The following is a 17887-nucleotide window of genomic DNA, read 5'->3' as shown; positions in this document are numbered from 1 at the left end:
TTAGGGCTCGGCGCGGCTCAAAGGCTCGGCGCGACTCAAGAGAAGTCGGCACGCTCAGTGCGCGCCGCCCGCGGCCTCCAGCCGCTTCACGGACGCCTCGACCTCGGCCTCGGCCTCGGCGCGGCCCACCCAGTTGGCCCCCTCGACCGACTTGCCCGGCTCCAGGTCCTTGTAGACCTCGAAGAAGTGCTGGATCTCCAGGCGGTCGAACTCCGAAACGTGGTGAATATCACGCAGGTGCTCGACCCGCGGGTCGGACGCGGGCACGCACAGCAGCTTGTCGTCGCCGCCCGCCTCGTCCGTCATCCGGAACATGCCGATCGCGCGGCACTTGATCAGACAGCCGGGGAAGGTCGGCTCGTCCAGAATGACCAGCGCGTCCAGCGGGTCGCCGTCCTCGCCGAGGGTGTTCTCCACAAAGCCGTAGTCAGCCGGGTAGCTGGTCGAAGTAAAGAGTCGACGGTCGAGACGGATGCGCCCCGTCTCGTGGTCCACCTCGTACTTGTTGCGCGAACCCTTGGGGATCTCGATGGTGACGTCGAACTCCACGGGTGGCTCCTCCATGATCAACACATACGTCTGGTGATTAAGTGTCCCCCACGCAGGTGTGTGGTGGCGAAAGGGGCTGGTCCGACGTGCCTGAAGCCAGATCGTGGCAGGTCAGGTGGTGGCAGAGCCAGTGGCAGAGCGCCACGGGCCGGTGGCGGAGCGCCACGGTGGAGCAGCGGCTGACGTGGCGACTGTCGGCGATCTCCGCCGTCGTCGGCCTGGTGGTGGCGGTCGCGACGGTGTTCGCGGCCGGGCCGTGGGACTCCGGGCAGCGTACGGCCGAGCGGGCCCGCGCCGCCGGGAGTCCCGGCACAGGTGGCGAGCGTCACGGCGAGGGCCCCGGGCGGTCCGTGCCCAGCGCCTCGCCGGTGCTGGCCCCCCTGGGTACGGCCGCCGTCGCGCCCTCCCCGGACAGCGGCGACGACGCGGTCCCGCAGCCCACCCGGGCGGGCCTGGCCGACGCGCTGGAGCCGCTGCTGGACGACGGGGCGCTGGGCAAACCGCGCTCGGTGTCCGTCGTGGACTCGGCGACCGGGCGGCAGCTGTACGGGACGCAGGCGGACACCCAGGCGGTGCCCGCCTCGATCATCAAACTGGCGACCGGCGTCGCCGCGCTCTCCGCCCTGGGGCCCGACCACCGCATCGAGACCACCGTCGTCGTCCCCGGAGGCGGAGACGGAGACGGTGCGAAGGGCGGTGCGAAGGGCGGCGCGAAGGGTAAGGACAAGGACCGCATCGTGCTGGTCGGCGGCGGCGACCCCACCCTCACCGCCCGCGCCGCCAAGGGCGCCGACGCCCCGGCCAGCCTGCGCAAACTGGCTGACAAGACGGCTTCCGCGCTCAAGAAGAGCGGCACCGAAAGCGTCCGGCTGGGCTACGACACCTCGCTCTACTCCGGCCCGGTTCTGCACCCGATCGGCCCCAACGAGAACATCTCCCCCGTCACCCCCCTCATGGTCGACGAGGGCCGCCTGGACGACAGCGACCACGGCCCGGCCCCCCGCTCCCACGACCCCGCTGCCGACGCGGCGGAGGAGTTCGCCACGATGCTGCGCGACCGCGGGATCGACGTGAAGGGCGAGCCGCAGTCCGTAACAGCCGCCAAGGCCGGGAAGAAGGCGCGGCCGCTCGCCACCGTCCGCTCGCAGCCGCTGTCCTCCCTGGTCGAGCGGGCGCTGACCAACAGCGACAACGACATCGCCGAAGCCCTCGCCCGGCAGACCGCCATCGCCGCGGGCGAACCCGCCAGCTTCGACGGCGCTGGGCGGGCCGTCATGGACCGGCTGAACAGGCTCCGGCTGCCGCTGTCGGGCGCCCGTATCGTCGACGGCAGCGGCCTGGACCGGGCCGACCATGTGTCCGCGGCCCTGCTCGCCCAGGTCCTGGTGCGCGCCGCCGACCCCGACCACCCCGAGTTGCGCTCGGTCCTCACCGGTCTGCCGGTGGCCGGTTTCACCGGGACGCTGCGCGGCCGCTATGCGCAGGAGGCGGTCGGCCGTGGCGTGGTCCGGGCGAAGACCGGGACCCTGACGGGCGTCAACACGCTCGCGGGCACCGTCGTCGACGCGGATGGCCGCCTTCTGGTCTTCGCGTTTATGACGAACGGAACCACCGACCCCCAGGGCGCACAGCGCGCGCTGGACCGCATGGCGTCCGCACTCGCGAACTGCGGCTGCCGCTGATGACCTCGTCGCCTCCCGGAAGGACCGCGCGCCACGTACCGTGAAGCCATGACGAGCATCGGTGGTGCGGAGATGGTCGACTGGAACCTCGCGGTCGCGACCGCGACCCGGCTGGTGCGGCCGGGCCCCGACGTGAGCCGGGACGAGGCGCGCGCCGTCGTCGCGGAGCTGCGCCGGTACGCCAAGTCGTCGGAGGAGCACGTCCGGGCGTTCACCCGAATGGCCCCGGCGGGCGGACCGGGCTCGGACACCCCGGTTCTCGTCGTGGACCGCGCGGGCTGGATCAAGGCGAACGTGGCGGGCTTCCGCGAGGTGCTGAAGCCGCTGCTGGGCAAGATGCAGGAGCGGCGCGGCGGGCTGCCGGGCGGCGCGGTGCTCGGCGCGGTCGGCGGCAAGGTCACCGGGGTGGAGCTGGGGATGCTGCTGTCCTTCCTGGCCTCCCGGGTGCTCGGCCAGTACGAGACCTTCGCCCCGCCGAGCCGCGACCTGCCCGCCTCCTCGGGCGGCGGGCGGCTGCTGCTGGTGGCGCCCAACGTGGTGCATGTCGAGCGCGAGCTGGACGTCGCCCCGCACGACTTCCGGCTGTGGGTGTGTCTGCACGAGGAGACGCACCGTACGCAGTTCACCGCGGTGCCCTGGCTGCGCGACCACATCGAGTCCGAGATCCAGGCATTCCTCGGCGAGACCGAGGTGGACCCGGCCACCCTCCTGGAGCGGTTCCGCGAGGCCGTGCAGTCGCTGGGCGGCGGCCGCCCGGAGTCGGACGGCGACCGGGAGGGCAGCACGCCCAGCATCATCGAGCTGGTGCAGACCCCGGCCCAGCGGGAGATTCTGGGCCGGCTGACCGCCGTGATGTCGCTGCTCGAGGGGCATGCGGACTATGTGATGGACGGGGTGGGGCCCGAGGTCGTGCCGTCCGTCGCGGAGATCCGCGAGAAGTTCCAGAAGCGCCGGGCCAGCGGGGCGGGCCGGCTGGACCAGGCGCTGCGCAAGCTGCTGGGGCTCGACGCCAAGCTGCGGCAGTACCGGGACGGGGAGCGGTTCGTACGGTCCGTCGTGGACCAGGTCGGGATGGACGGCTTCAACCGCGTCTGGACCTCTCCGAACACGCTTCCGACCAAAACGGAGATCAGTAAACCCGCGGACTGGGTCGCGCGGGTGCACCGTAGGACGGAGTCATAGGGGCGCTATGCCCTCTTAATCACCCGTCCGAGGGACCGTGAGCGACGGGTAGGCGTGCGATGCTCGGGGAACAGCGCACTTCTGTCACCATCGACGTACTCAGCGTGACGAACTCTGTGTGACGAAACCCTCGTAACGGCCCCGAGGCACCCCCTCGAACGACAGATGGGAAACGGACATGGGTCCCCATCCAGCGGTCGCCGCGATACGCCTGGCGGTCCGCCGCGTCCTCCACGACGTACTCGTCAACTCCTCGACCTCGCCGCCCTCGCGCCCCGCCCCCGCCGCGGCGCCCCTGGTGCTCGTCGCCTGCTCCGGCGGCGCCGACTCCATGGCGCTCGCCTCCGCCCTCGCCTTCGAAGCCCCCAAGCTCGGGGTGCGCGCCGGAGGGGTCACCGTCGACCACGGTCTGCAGGACGGCTCCGAGGTGCGCGCGGCCGAGGTCGCCGAGCGGCTGCGGCTGCTCGGGCTCGAGCCGGTCGAGTGCATCGGCGTGTCCGTCGGCCGGGACGGCGGCCCCGAGGCCGCCGCCCGTGACGCGCGCTACGCCGCCCTCGACGCCGCGGCCGAGCGCCATGGCGCGGTCGCCGTGCTGCTCGGCCACACCCGCGACGATCAGGCCGAGACGGTCCTGCTGGGGCTGGCCCGCGGCTCCGGTATCCGCTCGCTGTCCGGTATGGCCCAGGTCTCCGGGGCGGGCGGTCGCTACCGCCGCCCCTTCCTGCGGCTCGACCGGCAGACCGTCCGCCGGGCGTGCCTGGCCCAGTCGCTGCCCGTATGGGACGACCCGCACAACGTGGACCCGGCCTACACCCGCTCCCGGGTCCGCCACGAGGCGCTGCCCGTCCTGGAGAAGGCCCTCGGCAAGGGCGTCGTCGAGGCGCTGGCCCGCACCGCCCAGCTCTCGCGCGACGACGCCGACGCGCTCGACGCCTGGGCCGCCCGTGCGGAGGCGGAGGTGCGGACCGATGTACGGCCCGCCGGGGCCGCCCCGGCCGGCGCCGAGGCCCCCGCCGAACCCGACGCCGCCCGATCCGCTGCCGAACCCCGTACCGCCGAGCCCGCCGCTGTGGGGCCCGCCGCCGTCGAGCTCGACGCCGTCGGGCTGCACGCCCTGCCCCCCGCCGTCCGCCGCCGGGTGCTGCGCCGCGCCGCGATCGCCGCGGGCGCCCCCGCCGGTTCGCTCTTCGCCCGCCACATCGAAGAGGTGGACCGCCTGATCACCGGCTGGCGCGGTCAGCGGGCCCTCAACCTCCCGGGCCGCGTGGAGGTCCGCCGGGAGGGTGGCAGACTGGTCATCCGGCAGGGCTGACCCGCCCAGCCAGTGAAGCCGGTAACCCTAACGAGAGTGGCGCGGGTGGACGACAAGGACATGGGCACCGACCTCAAGTCGGTCCTCATCACCGAGGAAGAGATCAACGCGAAGCTGGCCGAACTGGCCGCCAAGATCGACGCGGAGTACGCGGGCAAGGATCTGCTGATCGTCGGAGTCCTCAAGGGCGCGGTGATGGTCATGGCGGACCTGGCGCGCGCCCTGTCCACCCCGGTCACCATGGACTGGATGGCCGTGTCCTCGTACGGCGCGGGCACCCAGTCCTCGGGCGTGGTCCGCATCCTCAAGGACCTGGACACCGACATCAAGGGCAAGCACGTCCTGATCGTCGAGGACATCATCGACTCCGGCCTGACCCTGTCGTGGCTGCTGTCCAACCTGGGCTCGCGCGAGCCCGCCTCGCTGAACGTGTGCACCCTGCTGCGCAAGCCGGAGGCGGCCAAGGTCGCCATCGATGTGAAATGGGTCGGGTTCGACATCCCCAACGAGTTCGTCGTCGGCTATGGCCTCGACTACGCCGAGAAGTACCGCAACCTGCGCTTCGTCGGCACGCTCGCCCCGCACGTGTACGGCGGCTGAGCGCCCTTCCCGGAGGGCGGCTGAGCCCCTTCTCGGATGGCACGGGAACCGCCTGGGAACCTGGCGCGGTTTCCCGCCGTTGGAGCAGGGGAAGGCGGATTTGTTAACAGTCCACGGCGGCGTCGGGTGACAATGCTGGGGTACCGTCCGAAGGTCAGTCTTTTTTGAGACTGAGGATTACACAGCTCATACACCGCAAATACACCGCAATACACCGCACGCACAGGCGCCCCTCCAGGGCTGCCGTGCCTCACTGTGGCAGGAGGGACGGGGCGGCATCGCCCCGTATGGATGGACGTGAAGCGCTACTTCCGTGGGCCGGTCATGTGGATCGTGCTGGCCGTCCTCGCCGTGGTCGTGTTGATGCAGGTCGTCGGCTCGTCCGGCGGCTACAAGTCGGTGGACACCAGCCAGGTCGTCAAGGCGATCAACCGGAACCAGGTCCAGTCCGCCGAGCTGACGACCGGCGACGAGCACAAGATCAAGATCGAGCTCAAGGACAACGTCGCCAAGATCTCGGGCAGCAGGAAGCTCCAGGCCACCTACATCGGTGACCAGGGCCTCGACATCGCCCGGACCTTGCAGGCCAATGCTCAGAAGCAGGGCGGGATCCCGGACGGGTACAACGTCTCGACGTCGAAGCAGAACCCGTTCGTCGGGATCCTGCTGTCGCTGCTCCCGTTCGTGCTGATCGTCGTGGTCTTCCTGTTCCTGATGAACCAGATGCAGGGCGGCGGCTCCCGAGTGATGAACTTCGGGAAGTCGAAGGCCAAGCTGATCACCAAGGACACCCCGAAGACGACGTTCGCGGACGTGGCCGGGGCCGACGAGGCCGTCGAGGAGCTCCAGGAGATCAAGGAGTTCCTGCAGGAGCCGGCGAAGTTCCAGGCCGTGGGCGCCAAGATTCCCAAGGGCGTGCTGCTGTACGGCCCGCCCGGCACCGGTAAGACGCTGCTCGCGCGCGCCGTCGCGGGCGAGGCGGGTGTCCCCTTCTACTCGATCTCCGGCTCCGACTTCGTCGAGATGTTCGTGGGTGTGGGGGCCTCCCGGGTCCGCGACCTGTTCGAGCAGGCCAAGGCGAACGCTCCGGCGATCGTCTTCGTCGACGAGATCGACGCCGTCGGCCGCCACCGTGGCGCCGGCATGGGCGGCGGTCACGACGAGCGCGAGCAGACACTGAACCAGCTGCTGGTCGAGATGGACGGCTTCGATGTGAAGGGCGGCGTCATCCTGATCGCCGCCACCAACCGGCCCGACATCCTGGACCCGGCGCTGCTGCGCCCGGGCCGCTTCGACCGGCAGATCGCCGTGGACCGCCCGGATATGCAGGGCCGTCTGGAGATCCTCAAGGTCCACCAGAAGGGCAAGCCGGTCGCGCCGGACGTCGACCTCTCGGCCGTCGCCCGCCGCACCCCCGGCTTCACCGGTGCCGATCTGTCCAATGTGCTGAACGAGGCCGCGCTGCTGACGGCCCGCAGCGACAAGAAGCTGATCGACAACCACTTCCTGGACGAGGCGATCGACCGCGTCGTGGCCGGTCCGCAGAAGCGGACCCGGATCATGAGCGAGAAGGAGAAGAAGATCACCGCGTACCACGAGGGCGGTCACGCCCTGGTCGCGGCGGCCTCTCCGAACAGCGACCCGGTGCACAAGGTCACCATCCTCTCCCGCGGCCGGGCCCTGGGTTACACCATGGTCCTGCCCGACGAGGACAAGTACTCGACCACGCGCAACGAGATGCTGGACCAGCTCGCCTACATGATGGGTGGCCGCGCCGCCGAGGAGCTTGTCTTCCACGACCCGACCACGGGCGCGTCCAACGACATCGAGAAGGCCACGGCCACCGCCCGCGCGATGGTCACGCAGTACGGCATGACCGAGCGGCTGGGCGCGATCAAGTTCGGCTCCGACAACTCCGAGCCGTTCCTGGGCCGTGAGATGGCTCACCAGCGCGACTACTCCGAAGAGGTCGCCGCGCTGGTCGACGAAGAGGTCAAGAAGCTCATCGAGTCCGCGCACAACGAGGCGTGGGAAATCCTCGTCGAGAACCGCGACGTCCTGGACAACCTGGTCCTGGCGCTGCTGGAGAAGGAGACGCTCAACAAGGAGGAGATCGCCGAGATCTTCGCCCCGATCGTCAGGCGCCCGGCCCGCCCGGCCTGGACCGGTTCCTCGCGGCGCATGCCCTCCACCCGCCCGCCGGTGCTCTCCCCCCGGGAGCTCGCCCCGGCCAACGGTGCCCAGCCCCCCTCGGCGGCCGGTCTCGCGAAGGCCACCACCCCCGAGGACAGCGCTGAGCGCCCGGAAGAGGCCGGTCCCGAGAGCTGATCCGACGGAGGGTCGTCTGCGGGCCGCACAGGCCCGTAGCGGCCCAAACCGACCCGGAATGAATGCCGCGCCCCCCAGGTTCTAGCCTGGGGGGCGCGGCATCCGCGTTTTTGAGGTTCGCGTTTTGAGGTTTCACGTCTTTTCGGTGCGCATGAGGAACGAGGCAGCTCCATGACCGACCCCATCTCGCTGGACGGCCAGGGCCCCGTCGGCGTGTTTGACGAAAAGCGCGCCGAGCAGGCGATCCGCGAGCTGCTTATCGCCGTCGGCGAGGACCCGGACCGGGAGGGGCTGCGGGAGACCCCGGGGCGGGTGGCCCGTGCGTACCGGGAGATATTCGCGGGGCTGCGGCAGAAGCCCGAGGAGGTCCTGACCACGACCTTCGACCTGGGCCATGACGAGATGGTGCTGGTGAAGGACATCGAGGTGATGTCCTCGTGCGAGCACCACCTGGTGCCCTTCGTGGGCGTCGCCCACGTCGGCTATATCCCGTCCAACGACGGCAAGATCACCGGGCTGTCCAAGCTGGCCCGGCTGGTCGATGTCTTCGCCCGCCGTCCGCAGGTCCAGGAGCGGCTGACCACGCAGATCGCCGACTCCCTGATGCGGATCCTGGAGCCGCGCGGTGTGATCGTGGTGGTCGAATGCGAGCACATGTGCATGACCATGCGCGGGGTGCGCAAGCCCGGGGCCAAGACGCTCACTTCGGCCGTACGCGGTCAGCTGCGCGACCCGGCGACCCGCGCCGAGGCGATGAGCCTCATCATGGCGCGCTAGCCGCGCGCGCCGTATCGCTGCGTACTGCTTGCCGTGCTGAGCTACGCCCGGGCCGCAGCGCCCGGCCCGTTCCCGGTGTCGTCGTCCTCGGGCAGTTTGCAGACCCGCTCCAGGAAGAACGCGGCGGCGACCACGGCCGCCCCTGCCAGTACCGAAGCCGCCGCGTAGATCGCCTGGTCCTTGCGGGCGGGCACATCCAGCTGCTCCAGCAGCAGAAACACCCCGACCCCGCCGTACATCCCCGAGACCAGCGCCGCCACCAGCGCGCTCGCCTGGCCGAAGACCACCGCGCGGGCGGCCACCAGCGGATCCACGCCCTTCGCGCCGGGCCGGCGCTCGCGCTGGGCGCGCAGCCGGGCCCGCAGGGACAGGGCGGTCGCGGCCAGCACGACCGCGATCAGGGCCAGCACGATCGGCGCGGCCACCGGCACGCTGGGCAGCGAGCCCAGCGTGTCCCACAGCCGGGCGCCCGCCCATGACACCACACCGGCCACGACGAACAGCCCGAGCAGCACCCTGATCCGAAGTTGCTTCACCGAGCGGTCGCCCCTCAAGTCGTACGTAATCGCGAAGTCGTACGCAGTCGCGCGGAATCTACGGGATCCGTGGAATCCATGTGATTCGGGACCCACGAGATCAACGTCTATTCGGGCAGCCGCAGTTCCAGGTCCGCCCGCGCCTGTACGCCCTCCTGGCCCACCTCGGCCAGCAGCCGCGAGACGGCCCCGAGCCCCGGGACCTCGGCCCCCGGGTCCACGTCGTGCCAGGGGACGAGCACGAAGGCGCGCTGGTGGGCGCGGGGGTGCGGCAGGGTGAGCACCGGGTCGTCGGAGATCACGTCCTGGTACGTGACGATGTCCACATCCAGCGTCCGGGGGCCCCAGCGCTCATCGCGCACCCGCTCGAACGCCTCCTCGATGGCGTGGCCCCGCTCCAGCAGCGAGGAGGGCGGCAGCGTCGTTTTGATCAGCACCACGGCGTTGAAATACGTCGCCTGGGTGCCCGGTTCCACCCCCCACGGCTCGGTCTCGTACACCGGAGAGACCGCCTTGACCCGCAGGCCCGGGGTGTCCTCCAGCGCGTCGACCGCGCCCTGCAGGGTCTCCAGGCGATTGCCCAGATTGCTGCCGAGCGAGATCACCGCCCATTTCGGATTCGACAACGTCACATCGGCCGCGTCCACCCGCTCCACGACGGAGGCTGGGACGGGCTGCACGGTCGGGTCGCTGCTGCTCATGCTCGGCTCCGGGTGATGGTGATGGTCACGTCGTCGAAGGGCACGGTGATCGGGGCCTCCGGCTTGTGCACCACGACCTCGACCTCCCGCACCTGCTCGTGCTTGAGGCACCGCTCGGCGATCCGGTCGGCGAGGGTTTCGATCAGGGCGACCGGCTCCCCCTCCACCACCTCCACGACCTCCTCGGCCACCACGCCGTAGTGGACGGTCCTGGTGAGGTCGTCGGTGGCCGCGGCGGGCCGGGTGTCCAGGCCGAGCACCAGGTCCACGACGAAGGTCTGGCCCTCCTCGCGCTCATGGGGGAAAACCCCGTGGTGCCCGCGGGCCTTCAGGCCGCGCAGCGCGACACGATCCACCCGAATCACTCCTGCTGTCGTCGGTCGGGGCACGTCCGATCTGCCCGGAACGCACCACCCGTCCCCCACCGTCGGCGGGGGTACCTCCTTCGAATCTACCTGCGAGCAAGGACAGCACTCGCCCACGGGGGCCCGTGGCGCGCGCTCCAGGAGCCCCCGCGCCACTTCCCCCTACCCGCCCTTGGTGCAGATCTCACGCATGGTTTTACGGGCGGGGGACGCCATATGACGTTCCGGGCATGGCGCTCAGGGCAGCAGCTGATCCGGGTCGTCGTCCGGGCCCTCGGGGTCGGCCGCGGCATTGTTCTCGTCCTGCTCCGCCAGCACCGGCGATCCGTGGTGCGCCCACACCTTCCAGCCGTCCTCGGTCCGCCGGAAGACGTTCGTGGCCACCACCAGCTGCCCCACCAGCGGGCCGAGCTGGCCCTCTTCCTCGGCCGGGGCGCCGCTGAGGATGTTCTCCGTACAGGTCACCATCGCGGTGTCGGACATGATCGACACCTCCACATCCGTCAGAAAGAACTGGATGTAGTCGGTGTTCGCCATGATCAGGGCATAGGAACGGAGCACCTCGCCGCGCCCGCGCAGCACCGGCCAGCCCGGGTGCACACAGGAGACCTCGGTGTCCGGGTCGTCGAGCCACAGCCGCGACATCGCTCCGTGGTCGCCCTGCTCCATGGCTTCGTACAGCGCGGTGTTGGCCAGTGCCACCCGCTCGCTGTCCGTCAGGGAAGTCACACCGCTCCCGCCGTGTCCGCCGCTTCGATCGCCCGGGCCACGCGCACCGCGTCGGCGCTCGCACGCACCTCGTGCACCCGCACCGCCCATGCGCCTTCCCGCGCCGCGATCGCCGAGACCGCCGCCGTCGCCGCGTCCCGCTCCCGGGCGCGGGGCGGGCTGCCGCCGTCCCCGGCCAGTACGCGCCCCAGGAACCGCTTCCGCGAGGCCGCCACCAGCAGTGGCCGACCCAGCTCCCGCAGTGCGCCCAGCCGGGCGACGAGCGCCAAGTCGTGCTCGGCGTCCTTCGCGAAGCCGAGGCCGGGGTCGATCACGATCCGCTCCGGATCGACGCCGCCGGCCACCGCCCGCTCCAGGCTCGTCCGCAGTTCCGCGACGACCTCGCCGACCACATCCCCGTAGACCGCGCGGTTGTTCATGTCGATCGACTGGCCGCGCCAGTGCATCACCACGAAGGGCACCCCGGCGGCGGCCACCATCGGGACCATCGCCGGGTCGGCGCCGCCCCCGCTCACATCGTTGACCAGCCGCGCCCCGGCCTCGACCGCGCGCTCGGCGACCGATGCGCGCATGGTGTCCACGCTGACCACGAGCCCCGCGGCGGCCAGCTCGCGCACCACCGGGACCACTCGGCGCAGCTCCTCGGCCTCGTCGACGCGCGGCGCGCCCGGGCGGGTCGACTCGCCCCCGACGTCCACCAGGTCCGCCCCGGCCGCGGCGAGGTCCAGGCCGTGTTTGACGGCCAGCTCGGTGTCGAACCACTGACCGCCGTCGGAGAACGAGTCGGGCGTGACATTGACCACGCCCATCACCGCGCACCGGTCCCACTCCGGCAGTCCGGCCACCCGGCCCCGTTCACGCAACGTCCTCATGACCCCAGCCTAGGCGTACGAGCAGAGCTGCCTCGCCCGCGCCCGCCCGCGCCCAGGACAGCGGGCGCGTCACGCGACCTGTTCGAGGCCGCCGCGCGAGGCGGCCGCGGCCTGGTGGGCGCAGGGCCTCGGCTCGGGGCGCCGCCCGCGGCGCAGCAGCCGGGGCAGGGCCAGCGAGACGAAGCCCTCGGCCTGCATCGCCGCCAACCCGATGCGCGGCAGGTCGCGGGTGTTGCGGAAGACCACGAAGCGCGGCTCCCAGCGCGGCTGGAACTTGGCGTTGAACTTGTACAGCGACTCGATCTGGAACCAGCGCGACAGGAACACCAGCAGTCCCCGCCAGCCCCGCAGCACCGGCCCCGCGCCCAGCTTCTCGCCGCGCGCCAGCGCGGAGCGGAACATCGCGAAGTTCAGCGACACCCGGCTGACCCCGAGCCCCCCGGCGGCCTGTAGGGAGGCGACGATCAGCAGTTCGTTCATGCCCGGGTCGGCGCTGCGATCGCGGCGCATGAGGTCCAGCGACATCCCGTCCCGGCCCCATGGTACGAAGTGCAGTACGGCCTTGAGGTCCCCGTACGAGCCGGGCTCGGCGCCCTCCTCTGGGGCCTTGTGGGCGGTGGCGATGACCGAGTCCCCGTCCGCCGGGTCGCCGATCCGGCCCAGCGCCATGGAGAAGCCCCGCTCGGTGTCGGTGCCCCGCCAGCCCGCGGCGGCCTGCCGGATGGTCTCCAGCTCGTCCTCGCTCAGGTCACTGGCGCGCCGTACCCGGGTCTCGTACCCGGCCCGCTCGATGCGCTTGACCATCTGGCGGACGTTGCGCATGGCGCGCCCGGACAGGGTGAAGTCCGCCACGTCCACGATGGCCTCGTCGCCCAGCTCCAGCGCGTCGAGGCCGGTCTCCCGGGTCCACACCTCGCCCCCGGTCTCGCTGCACCCCATGACCGCCGGGGTCCAGGAGTGCGCCCGCGCCTCCTCCATGAAGCGGGAGATGGCGCCCGGCCAGGCCTCCACATCGCCGACCGGGTCGCCGCTGGCGAGCATCACCCCGGAGACGACCCGGTAGCAGACGGCGGCCTTGCCGCTCGGCGAGAAGACCACGCCCTTGTCGCGGCGGAGCGCGAAGTGGCCCAGCGAGTCGCGGCGCCCGTGCGCGGCGAGCAGGTCGCGCAGCCGCTCCTCGTCCGCGGGGGTCAGCCGGGCGGCGGGGTGCTCGGGGCGGAAGGCGAGGTAGGCGGTGGTCGCGACGGTCAGCAGGCCGAGCGCGCCGAGGGAGTAGCCGACGGTGTAGTCCGTACCGTCCCGGTAGCCGACCGGCCCCTCGAAGCCGAACAGCCCCCACAGCACATGCTCCAGCTGCTCCTGGAACGACGGCCGTCCCATGACGTCCTCGGGGTGCGATCGTACGATCAGCAGCCCGATCCCGACGCTCACCGCGCCCAGCACCACGAAGTTGGCCAGCGCCATCCAGCGGCTGCGCGGATCCGGCAGCGCCGCGAACTCCCGGCGATAGCGGATCATGACGCCGAGCAGTACCAGCGAGAGCACCGCCCCGCATATGGAGTGCCGGTACAGCAGCTGGGCGGCCGCGCCGACCGGCAGCAGCCCCACGGCGGCGACCCAGGCGCGCCGCTTACGCCGCTTCAGCCCGTGCGCCAGCATCAGCAACAACAGCCCCACCACGATGGACGCGGCGGCGGCCAGCGAACTCACCGCGCCCGGCAGCACATCGGCGAGGGCGTGCACCTTGCTGTAGCGGAGTCGTGGGAAAACGATGTTCAGCAGCCCGATCAGCGTGCAGGCGGTGCCCACGGCGGTCGGCACAGCCTCCGGCCGGGGTCCGCGGGGCAGCCTCGGCACCCTGGAGGCAACCCTTCCGGACTTTTCGGCATCTTGACTGTCAGACATTCGCTTTCCCGTCGCTCCGGTCTAGAGATCCGTCTCTGACGCAGTATCTGGACATTTCGCGCCCACCAAGACGGCGTTTGACGGGGCGGGGTTCCATCGCGCGGCACGGGGGAGCCGGCCGCCCGGCAGAAAGATAGTGATGGGTCTTACGAGCAACAACGTCGTGATGGTGTCAGTCGTCGCGTCGGTGCTGCTGTTCGGCGCCACGATCTGGGTCTGGCCCAGGCTCGCCCGGCGCGGAGTCGCCCCGGTGCTCGGCCGGATCGGCATGCTGCTGGTCACACAGGTGTCGCTGTTCGCCGCGCTCGGCCTGTTCGCAAACCAGTCCTTCGGCTTCTACGGTTCCTGGTCGGACCTGTTCGGCACCGAGACCACGCCGGGCGTCGTCGTGAACCACGACGCCGCGAGCAGCAGCACCCGGGTGCAGGTCACCGACATCCGGAGGATGAACGTGCCCGGCGGCTCGGAGCCGGCCGCTGCCGGGCGGATCGAGAAGGTCACCATCAAGGGGCCGCTGTCCGGGCTGGCCGGCCCGGCGTATGTCTATCTGCCGCCGGAGTACTTCCAGCCGGAGTACGCCCGGCGCGACTTCCCCGCCGTGCTGGTGCTGACCGGGTACCCGGGCACCACGGAGGCTCTGATCAACGGCCTGAAATACCCTCAGAACGCCCATAAGCTGGTCAAAGACGGCAGGATGCAGCCGATGGTCCTGGTGATGCTGCGCCCGACCGTCGCCCCGCCGCGCGACACCGAGTGCGTGGACGTGCCCCGGGGCCCGCAGACCGAGACGTTCTTCACGAAGGACGTGCCGGCCGCCGTGGCCGGTCATTACCGGGTGGGCGAAGACGCCCGTAACTGGGGTGTCATCGGCAACTCCACTGGCGGCTACTGTGCGTTGAAGATGGCCATGCGCCACCCCGAGGCCTTCTCCGTCGCGGCCGGTCTCTCTCCCTCGTACAAGGCCCCGATCGACGCGACCACCGGCGATCTGTTCGGCGGCAGCAAGCAGCTGGAGCGGGAGAACAATCTGATGTGGCGGCTGGACCACAAGCCCGCGCCGCCGGTGTCCCTCCTGGTCTCCAGCAGCGAGCACGGTGAGAAGAACTACAAGGACACCGTGAAGTTCATCGAGAAGGTCAAGGAGCTCAACCGCCGGGGCGAGCCCACCAGGATCTCCTCCATCATCCTCAAGACCGGCGGCCACAACTTCAACACCTGGAAGCGCGAGGTGCCCGCCGCGCTGGAGTGGCTGGGCGGCCGGCTCGGCGACCGCTGAGTCGCGGCTGTTGAGGCGCGATGGCTGAGCCGCGACCGCTGAGTCGCGATCGCGGAGCCACAGCCACTGAGCGCGCGCGGCGAGCCGCCGCGCGCGCTCATACGTCGGCGACCGTCTGCAGCTCCACCTCCGCCCGGGCGATCCCGCCCGCGTCGGCGTCGATCGAGCGGCGCAGCGCCTCGTGGAGGCGGGCGGGGGTGAGCACGCCGAGGAAGCGGTCGCCGTCGAGGACCGCTATCCAGCCCGCGTCGTGCTGAAGCATGGTGCTGAACGCCTGCTTGAGCGAGGAGCCGACCGGCAGCCACGCCTCCATGCGCCGGGCGTGGTCCCGTACGGTCCCTCCGGCCGCCTCCTTGCCGGGCTTGTCCGCCGCGTCCGCCGCGTCTGCCGCGTCCGCCGGGATCCAGCCGTGCAGCCGGTCCGCGTCGTCCAGTACGACGGCCCAGCGCGCCCCGTCGGCCGACAGCCGGGCGGCGGCCTTGGCCAGCGGGTCGTCGAGGTGGACCACCGGGGGCTGTTCGAGGTCGCCCGGCTCGATGGGGGTGACGGACAGCCGCTTCAGACCGCGGTCCGCGCCGACGAAGTCCGCGACGTACGGTGTGGCGGGCGCGCCCAGCACCGACGCGGGCGTGTCGAACTGCTCTATCCGCCCCGCCCCGTACACCGCGATGCGGTCGCCGAGCCGGACCGCCTCCTCGATGTCGTGGGTCACCAGCAGCACCGTCTTGCGGACCTGGGACTGAAGCCGCAGGAACTCGGTCTGCAGCCGCTCGCGGACCACCGGGTCCACGGCGCCGAACGGCTCGTCCATCAGCAGCACCGGCGGGTCGGCGGCCAGCGCCCGGGCCACGCCGACCCGCTGGCGCTGGCCGCCGGAGAGCTGGTCGGGGTAGCGGTCGCCGTAGACGGAGGGGTCGAGGCCCACCAGGTCGAGGAGTTCGGCGGCGCGGTCCCGGGCCTTCTTGCGCTGCCAGCCGAGCAGCGCGGGGACGGTGGCGGTGTTCTCCAGCACGGTCTTGTGCGGGAACAGGCCGACCTGCTGGATGACATAGCCGATGCGGCGGCGCAGCTTCACCGGATCGACCGCGGCGATGTCCTCACCGTCCAGGAAGATCCGGCCCGAGGTCGGTTCGATGAGCCGGTTGACCATCTTCATGGTGGTGGTCTTGCCGCAGCCCGACGGTCCGACGAGCGTGACCAGCTCGCCCTCCGCGACCTCGAAGGACAGATCGTCCACGGCCGTCGTGCCGTCGGCGTAGCGCTTGGTGACGTTCTCGAAGCGGATCATGGCTCCCCATTGTGGCCGCATTCCGGGTTTCAATTGTTGCTGTTGTGTGGCGAGCCGACGAGATTGTCGGTGCCCGGGGTTAGGGTCGCCAGGTCACCGGAGACGACGGGGAGGTGACCGAGTGGCCGGGCAGAGCTGCCTGATCAGCAATGACTGGATCTGCGGGGAATATGTACGTACGCGCAGTCAGGAGCTGACGGACGCGACGGTCCAGCATGTGTGGATCACGGTGGCGTCGGTCGCCATCGGTTTCGTGGTCGCTTTTCCGCTGGCGCTGCTGGCCCGCCGATGGCGGTCCGTGGCGGGCCCGGTGCTGGGTCTGACGACGATCCTCTATACGGTGCCCTCGCTGGCGATGTTCTCGCTGCTGCTGCCCTTCTTCGGGGTCTCGGCCGCGGTGGTGATCACCGGCCTGGTGCTGTATTCGCTGACGATCCTGGTGCGCAACATCATGGCCGGGCTCGCCTCGGTACCCGAGGAGGCCCGCGAGGCGGCCCGCGGCATGGGCTACGGCCCGCTGCGCCTGCTGTTCGGCGTGGAACTGCCGCTCGCGCTGCCCGCGTTGATGGCCGGGCTGCGGATCACCACGGTCTCCACCATCTCGCTCACCACGGTCGGCGCGATCGTCGGCTACGGCGGCCTCGGCAATCTCATCTACGAGGGCATGCGCAGCTTCTTCAAGGCGCAGGTGCTCACCGCATCGGTGCTGTGCGTGGCCCTGGCGGTCGTGGCGGATGTGCTGCTGCTCTTCGTGCAGCGGCTGCTCACGCCGTGGGCGCGAGGAGGAACGAAGGAGGCGCGGAAGGCGCAGAAGAGGGCGCAGGAGCAAGCGCGCGGAAGCGCGCGGGGGCAGGCGCAGGAGCCGGCCCAGGAGCAAGCGCGGGACAGGGCACGGCAGAAGGCGGGGGCGGCCTGATGGGGGTCATCGGCGAGGCCTGGACGTGGCTGACCACAGGGTCGCACTGGTCGGGCACCGACGGCGTATGGCACCGGCTCGGCCAGCATCTGTACCTCACCGTCGCCTGTCTGGCGATCTCGTGCGCGATCGCCCTGCCGGTCGCCATCGTGCTCGGGCATATCGGCAAGGGCGGCGCCGTCGCGGTCAACATCTCCAACGCGGGCCGTGCGGTGCCCACCTTCGCGGTCCTGGTCCTGCTGCTGCTCAGCCCGCTGGGGACGCACGGCGACTGGCCCACGATCGTCGCACTGGTGCTGTTCGCCATCCCGCCGCTGCTCACCAACGCCTATGTGGGCATGCGCGAGGCGGACCGCGAGGTCGTCGAGGCGGCGCGCGGCATGGGGATGACCGGCGGTCAGCTGGTCGCCAGGGTCGAGCTGCCGCTCGCCTTCCCGCTGATCATGACGGGTGTACGCTCGGCCGCCGTTCAGGTGGTGGCGACGGCGACGCTCGCGGCGCTGCCCGGCGGCGGCGGGCTCGGCCGGATCATCACGGCGGGCTTCCGGGTCACCGACACCGCCCAGGTCGTGGCCGGGGCGGTGCTGGTCGCGGCGCTCGCGCTGACGGTCGAGGGCGTGCTCGTCGCGCTGCAGTGGCTGCTGGACCCGATGCGCCGCAGGCGCGTACGGTCCGCGGCCGCGGAGCAGCGCCCGCCCGCGGACCAGGCGCCGAAGGCGCCGGCGCTGACCGGCGCGGCAGGTCGGCCCTCGTGAACATCGGCAGGTCGGCCCTCGTGAACAGGCGCGCGGCCCACAACGGTGTGGGCGTGCTGAATACATTTGCGCGCGCTGAATATTCGTGACGTCTCATGACACCGCATGTCATCT

Annotated in this window: 17 protein-coding genes; 9 read left to right on the top strand and 8 right to left on the bottom strand. The window is 71.0% G+C overall.

Going from position 1 to position 17887, the window contains the following annotated elements; translation table 11 throughout:
- Positions 1-54: 54 nt before the first annotated feature.
- On the bottom strand, positions 55-549 hold the full coding sequence (locus ACH4U7_RS36020) for an inorganic diphosphatase (protein ID WP_014178498.1): 495 nt from the start codon (positions 547-549) through the stop codon (positions 55-57).
- An 86-nt stretch (positions 550-635) separates the two neighbouring features.
- Between ACH4U7_RS36020 and dacB the strand changes: the two genes are divergently transcribed.
- The 6 genes from dacB (at position 636) to folE (ending at position 8430) form a co-directional block, all read left to right on the top strand.
- Positions 636-2231 carry a D-alanyl-D-alanine carboxypeptidase/D-alanyl-D-alanine-endopeptidase gene (dacB, locus tag ACH4U7_RS36015; RefSeq protein WP_398531995.1) on the top strand — a complete coding sequence of 532 codons (1596 nt, stop codon included), beginning with the start codon at positions 636-638 and terminating at the stop codon, positions 2229-2231.
- 48 nt (positions 2232-2279) lie between these two features.
- Positions 2280-3413: a zinc-dependent metalloprotease gene (locus ACH4U7_RS36010; RefSeq protein WP_398531994.1), complete on the top strand. Its 1134-nt coding sequence runs from the start codon at positions 2280-2282 to the stop codon at positions 3411-3413.
- A 178-nt stretch (positions 3414-3591) separates the two neighbouring features.
- Positions 3592-4725: a tRNA lysidine(34) synthetase TilS gene (gene tilS, locus ACH4U7_RS36005; protein ID WP_398531993.1), complete on the top strand. Its 1134-nt coding sequence runs from the start codon at positions 3592-3594 to the stop codon at positions 4723-4725.
- 60 nt (positions 4726-4785) lie between these two features.
- The gene (hpt, locus tag ACH4U7_RS36000; protein ID WP_043491089.1) at positions 4786-5325 is read left to right on the top strand and encodes a hypoxanthine phosphoribosyltransferase; all 540 of its coding nucleotides are present in this window, start codon (positions 4786-4788) and stop codon (positions 5323-5325) included.
- A 291-nt stretch (positions 5326-5616) separates the two neighbouring features.
- On the top strand, positions 5617-7653 hold the full coding sequence (ftsH, locus tag ACH4U7_RS35995; protein ID WP_398531992.1) for an ATP-dependent zinc metalloprotease FtsH: 2037 nt from the start codon (positions 5617-5619) through the stop codon (positions 7651-7653).
- A 171-nt stretch (positions 7654-7824) separates the two neighbouring features.
- Entirely contained in the window at positions 7825-8430 is a 606-nt protein-coding gene (gene folE / locus ACH4U7_RS35990) for a GTP cyclohydrolase I FolE (RefSeq protein ID WP_089512710.1), read from the top strand.
- Between the two features lie 41 nt (positions 8431-8471).
- Here the strand turns inward: folE and ACH4U7_RS35985 are convergent, their stop codons facing one another.
- From ACH4U7_RS35985 to ACH4U7_RS35960, 6 genes are all read right to left on the bottom strand, one after another.
- Complete coding sequence (locus ACH4U7_RS35985) at positions 8472-8966, bottom strand: DUF3180 domain-containing protein (RefSeq protein ID WP_385625596.1); 495 nt, start codon at positions 8964-8966, stop codon at positions 8472-8474.
- A gap of 107 nt (positions 8967-9073) precedes the next feature.
- On the bottom strand, positions 9074-9667 hold the full coding sequence (gene folK, locus ACH4U7_RS35980; RefSeq protein ID WP_398531991.1) for a 2-amino-4-hydroxy-6-hydroxymethyldihydropteridine diphosphokinase: 594 nt from the start codon (positions 9665-9667) through the stop codon (positions 9074-9076).
- The gene (gene folB / locus ACH4U7_RS35975; RefSeq protein ID WP_398531990.1) at positions 9664-10023 is read right to left on the bottom strand and encodes a dihydroneopterin aldolase; all 360 of its coding nucleotides are present in this window, start codon (positions 10021-10023) and stop codon (positions 9664-9666) included. Before folB ends, folK begins: the two co-directional genes overlap by 4 nt.
- Before the next feature lie 246 nt (positions 10024-10269).
- Complete coding sequence (locus ACH4U7_RS35970; RefSeq protein ID WP_398531989.1) at positions 10270-10761, bottom strand: nuclear transport factor 2 family protein; 492 nt, start codon at positions 10759-10761, stop codon at positions 10270-10272.
- The gene (gene folP / locus ACH4U7_RS35965; protein ID WP_179285623.1) at positions 10758-11633 is read right to left on the bottom strand and encodes a dihydropteroate synthase; all 876 of its coding nucleotides are present in this window, start codon (positions 11631-11633) and stop codon (positions 10758-10760) included. Before folP ends, ACH4U7_RS35970 begins: the two co-directional genes overlap by 4 nt.
- A gap of 69 nt (positions 11634-11702) precedes the next feature.
- Complete coding sequence (locus ACH4U7_RS35960; RefSeq protein ID WP_398531988.1) at positions 11703-13538, bottom strand: phosphatidylglycerol lysyltransferase domain-containing protein; 1836 nt, start codon at positions 13536-13538, stop codon at positions 11703-11705.
- Positions 13539-13677: 139 nt separating this feature from the next.
- Between ACH4U7_RS35960 and ACH4U7_RS35955 the strand changes: the two genes are divergently transcribed.
- Entirely contained in the window at positions 13678-14814 is a 1137-nt protein-coding gene (locus tag ACH4U7_RS35955; RefSeq protein ID WP_398531987.1) for an alpha/beta hydrolase, read from the top strand.
- Between the two features lie 97 nt (positions 14815-14911).
- On the opposite strand, the gene ACH4U7_RS35950 is transcribed toward ACH4U7_RS35955, so the two are convergent.
- Complete coding sequence (locus ACH4U7_RS35950) at positions 14912-16102, bottom strand: ABC transporter ATP-binding protein (RefSeq protein ID WP_398531986.1); 1191 nt, start codon at positions 16100-16102, stop codon at positions 14912-14914.
- Positions 16103-16223: 121 nt separating this feature from the next.
- Here ACH4U7_RS35950 and ACH4U7_RS35945 point away from each other — a divergent pair, with 121 nt between their 5' ends.
- Both ACH4U7_RS35945 and ACH4U7_RS35940 read left to right on the top strand, forming a co-directional pair.
- Positions 16224-17018, top strand: a complete 795-nt coding sequence (locus ACH4U7_RS35945; RefSeq protein WP_398531985.1) for an ABC transporter permease — start codon at positions 16224-16226, stop codon at positions 17016-17018.
- Complete coding sequence (locus ACH4U7_RS35940; protein WP_398531984.1) at positions 17018-17773, top strand: ABC transporter permease; 756 nt, start codon at positions 17018-17020, stop codon at positions 17771-17773. The genes ACH4U7_RS35945 and ACH4U7_RS35940 overlap by 1 nt, the downstream gene beginning before the upstream one ends.
- Positions 17774-17887: the final 114 nt, after the last annotated feature.

The organism is Streptomyces sp. NPDC020845, assembly GCF_044334165.1.
Classification (GTDB): domain Bacteria; phylum Actinomycetota; class Actinomycetes; order Streptomycetales; family Streptomycetaceae; genus Streptomyces.
The sequence above is the reverse complement of the archived record's forward strand: the minus strand, read 5'-3'. Positions and strand labels throughout refer to the sequence as shown.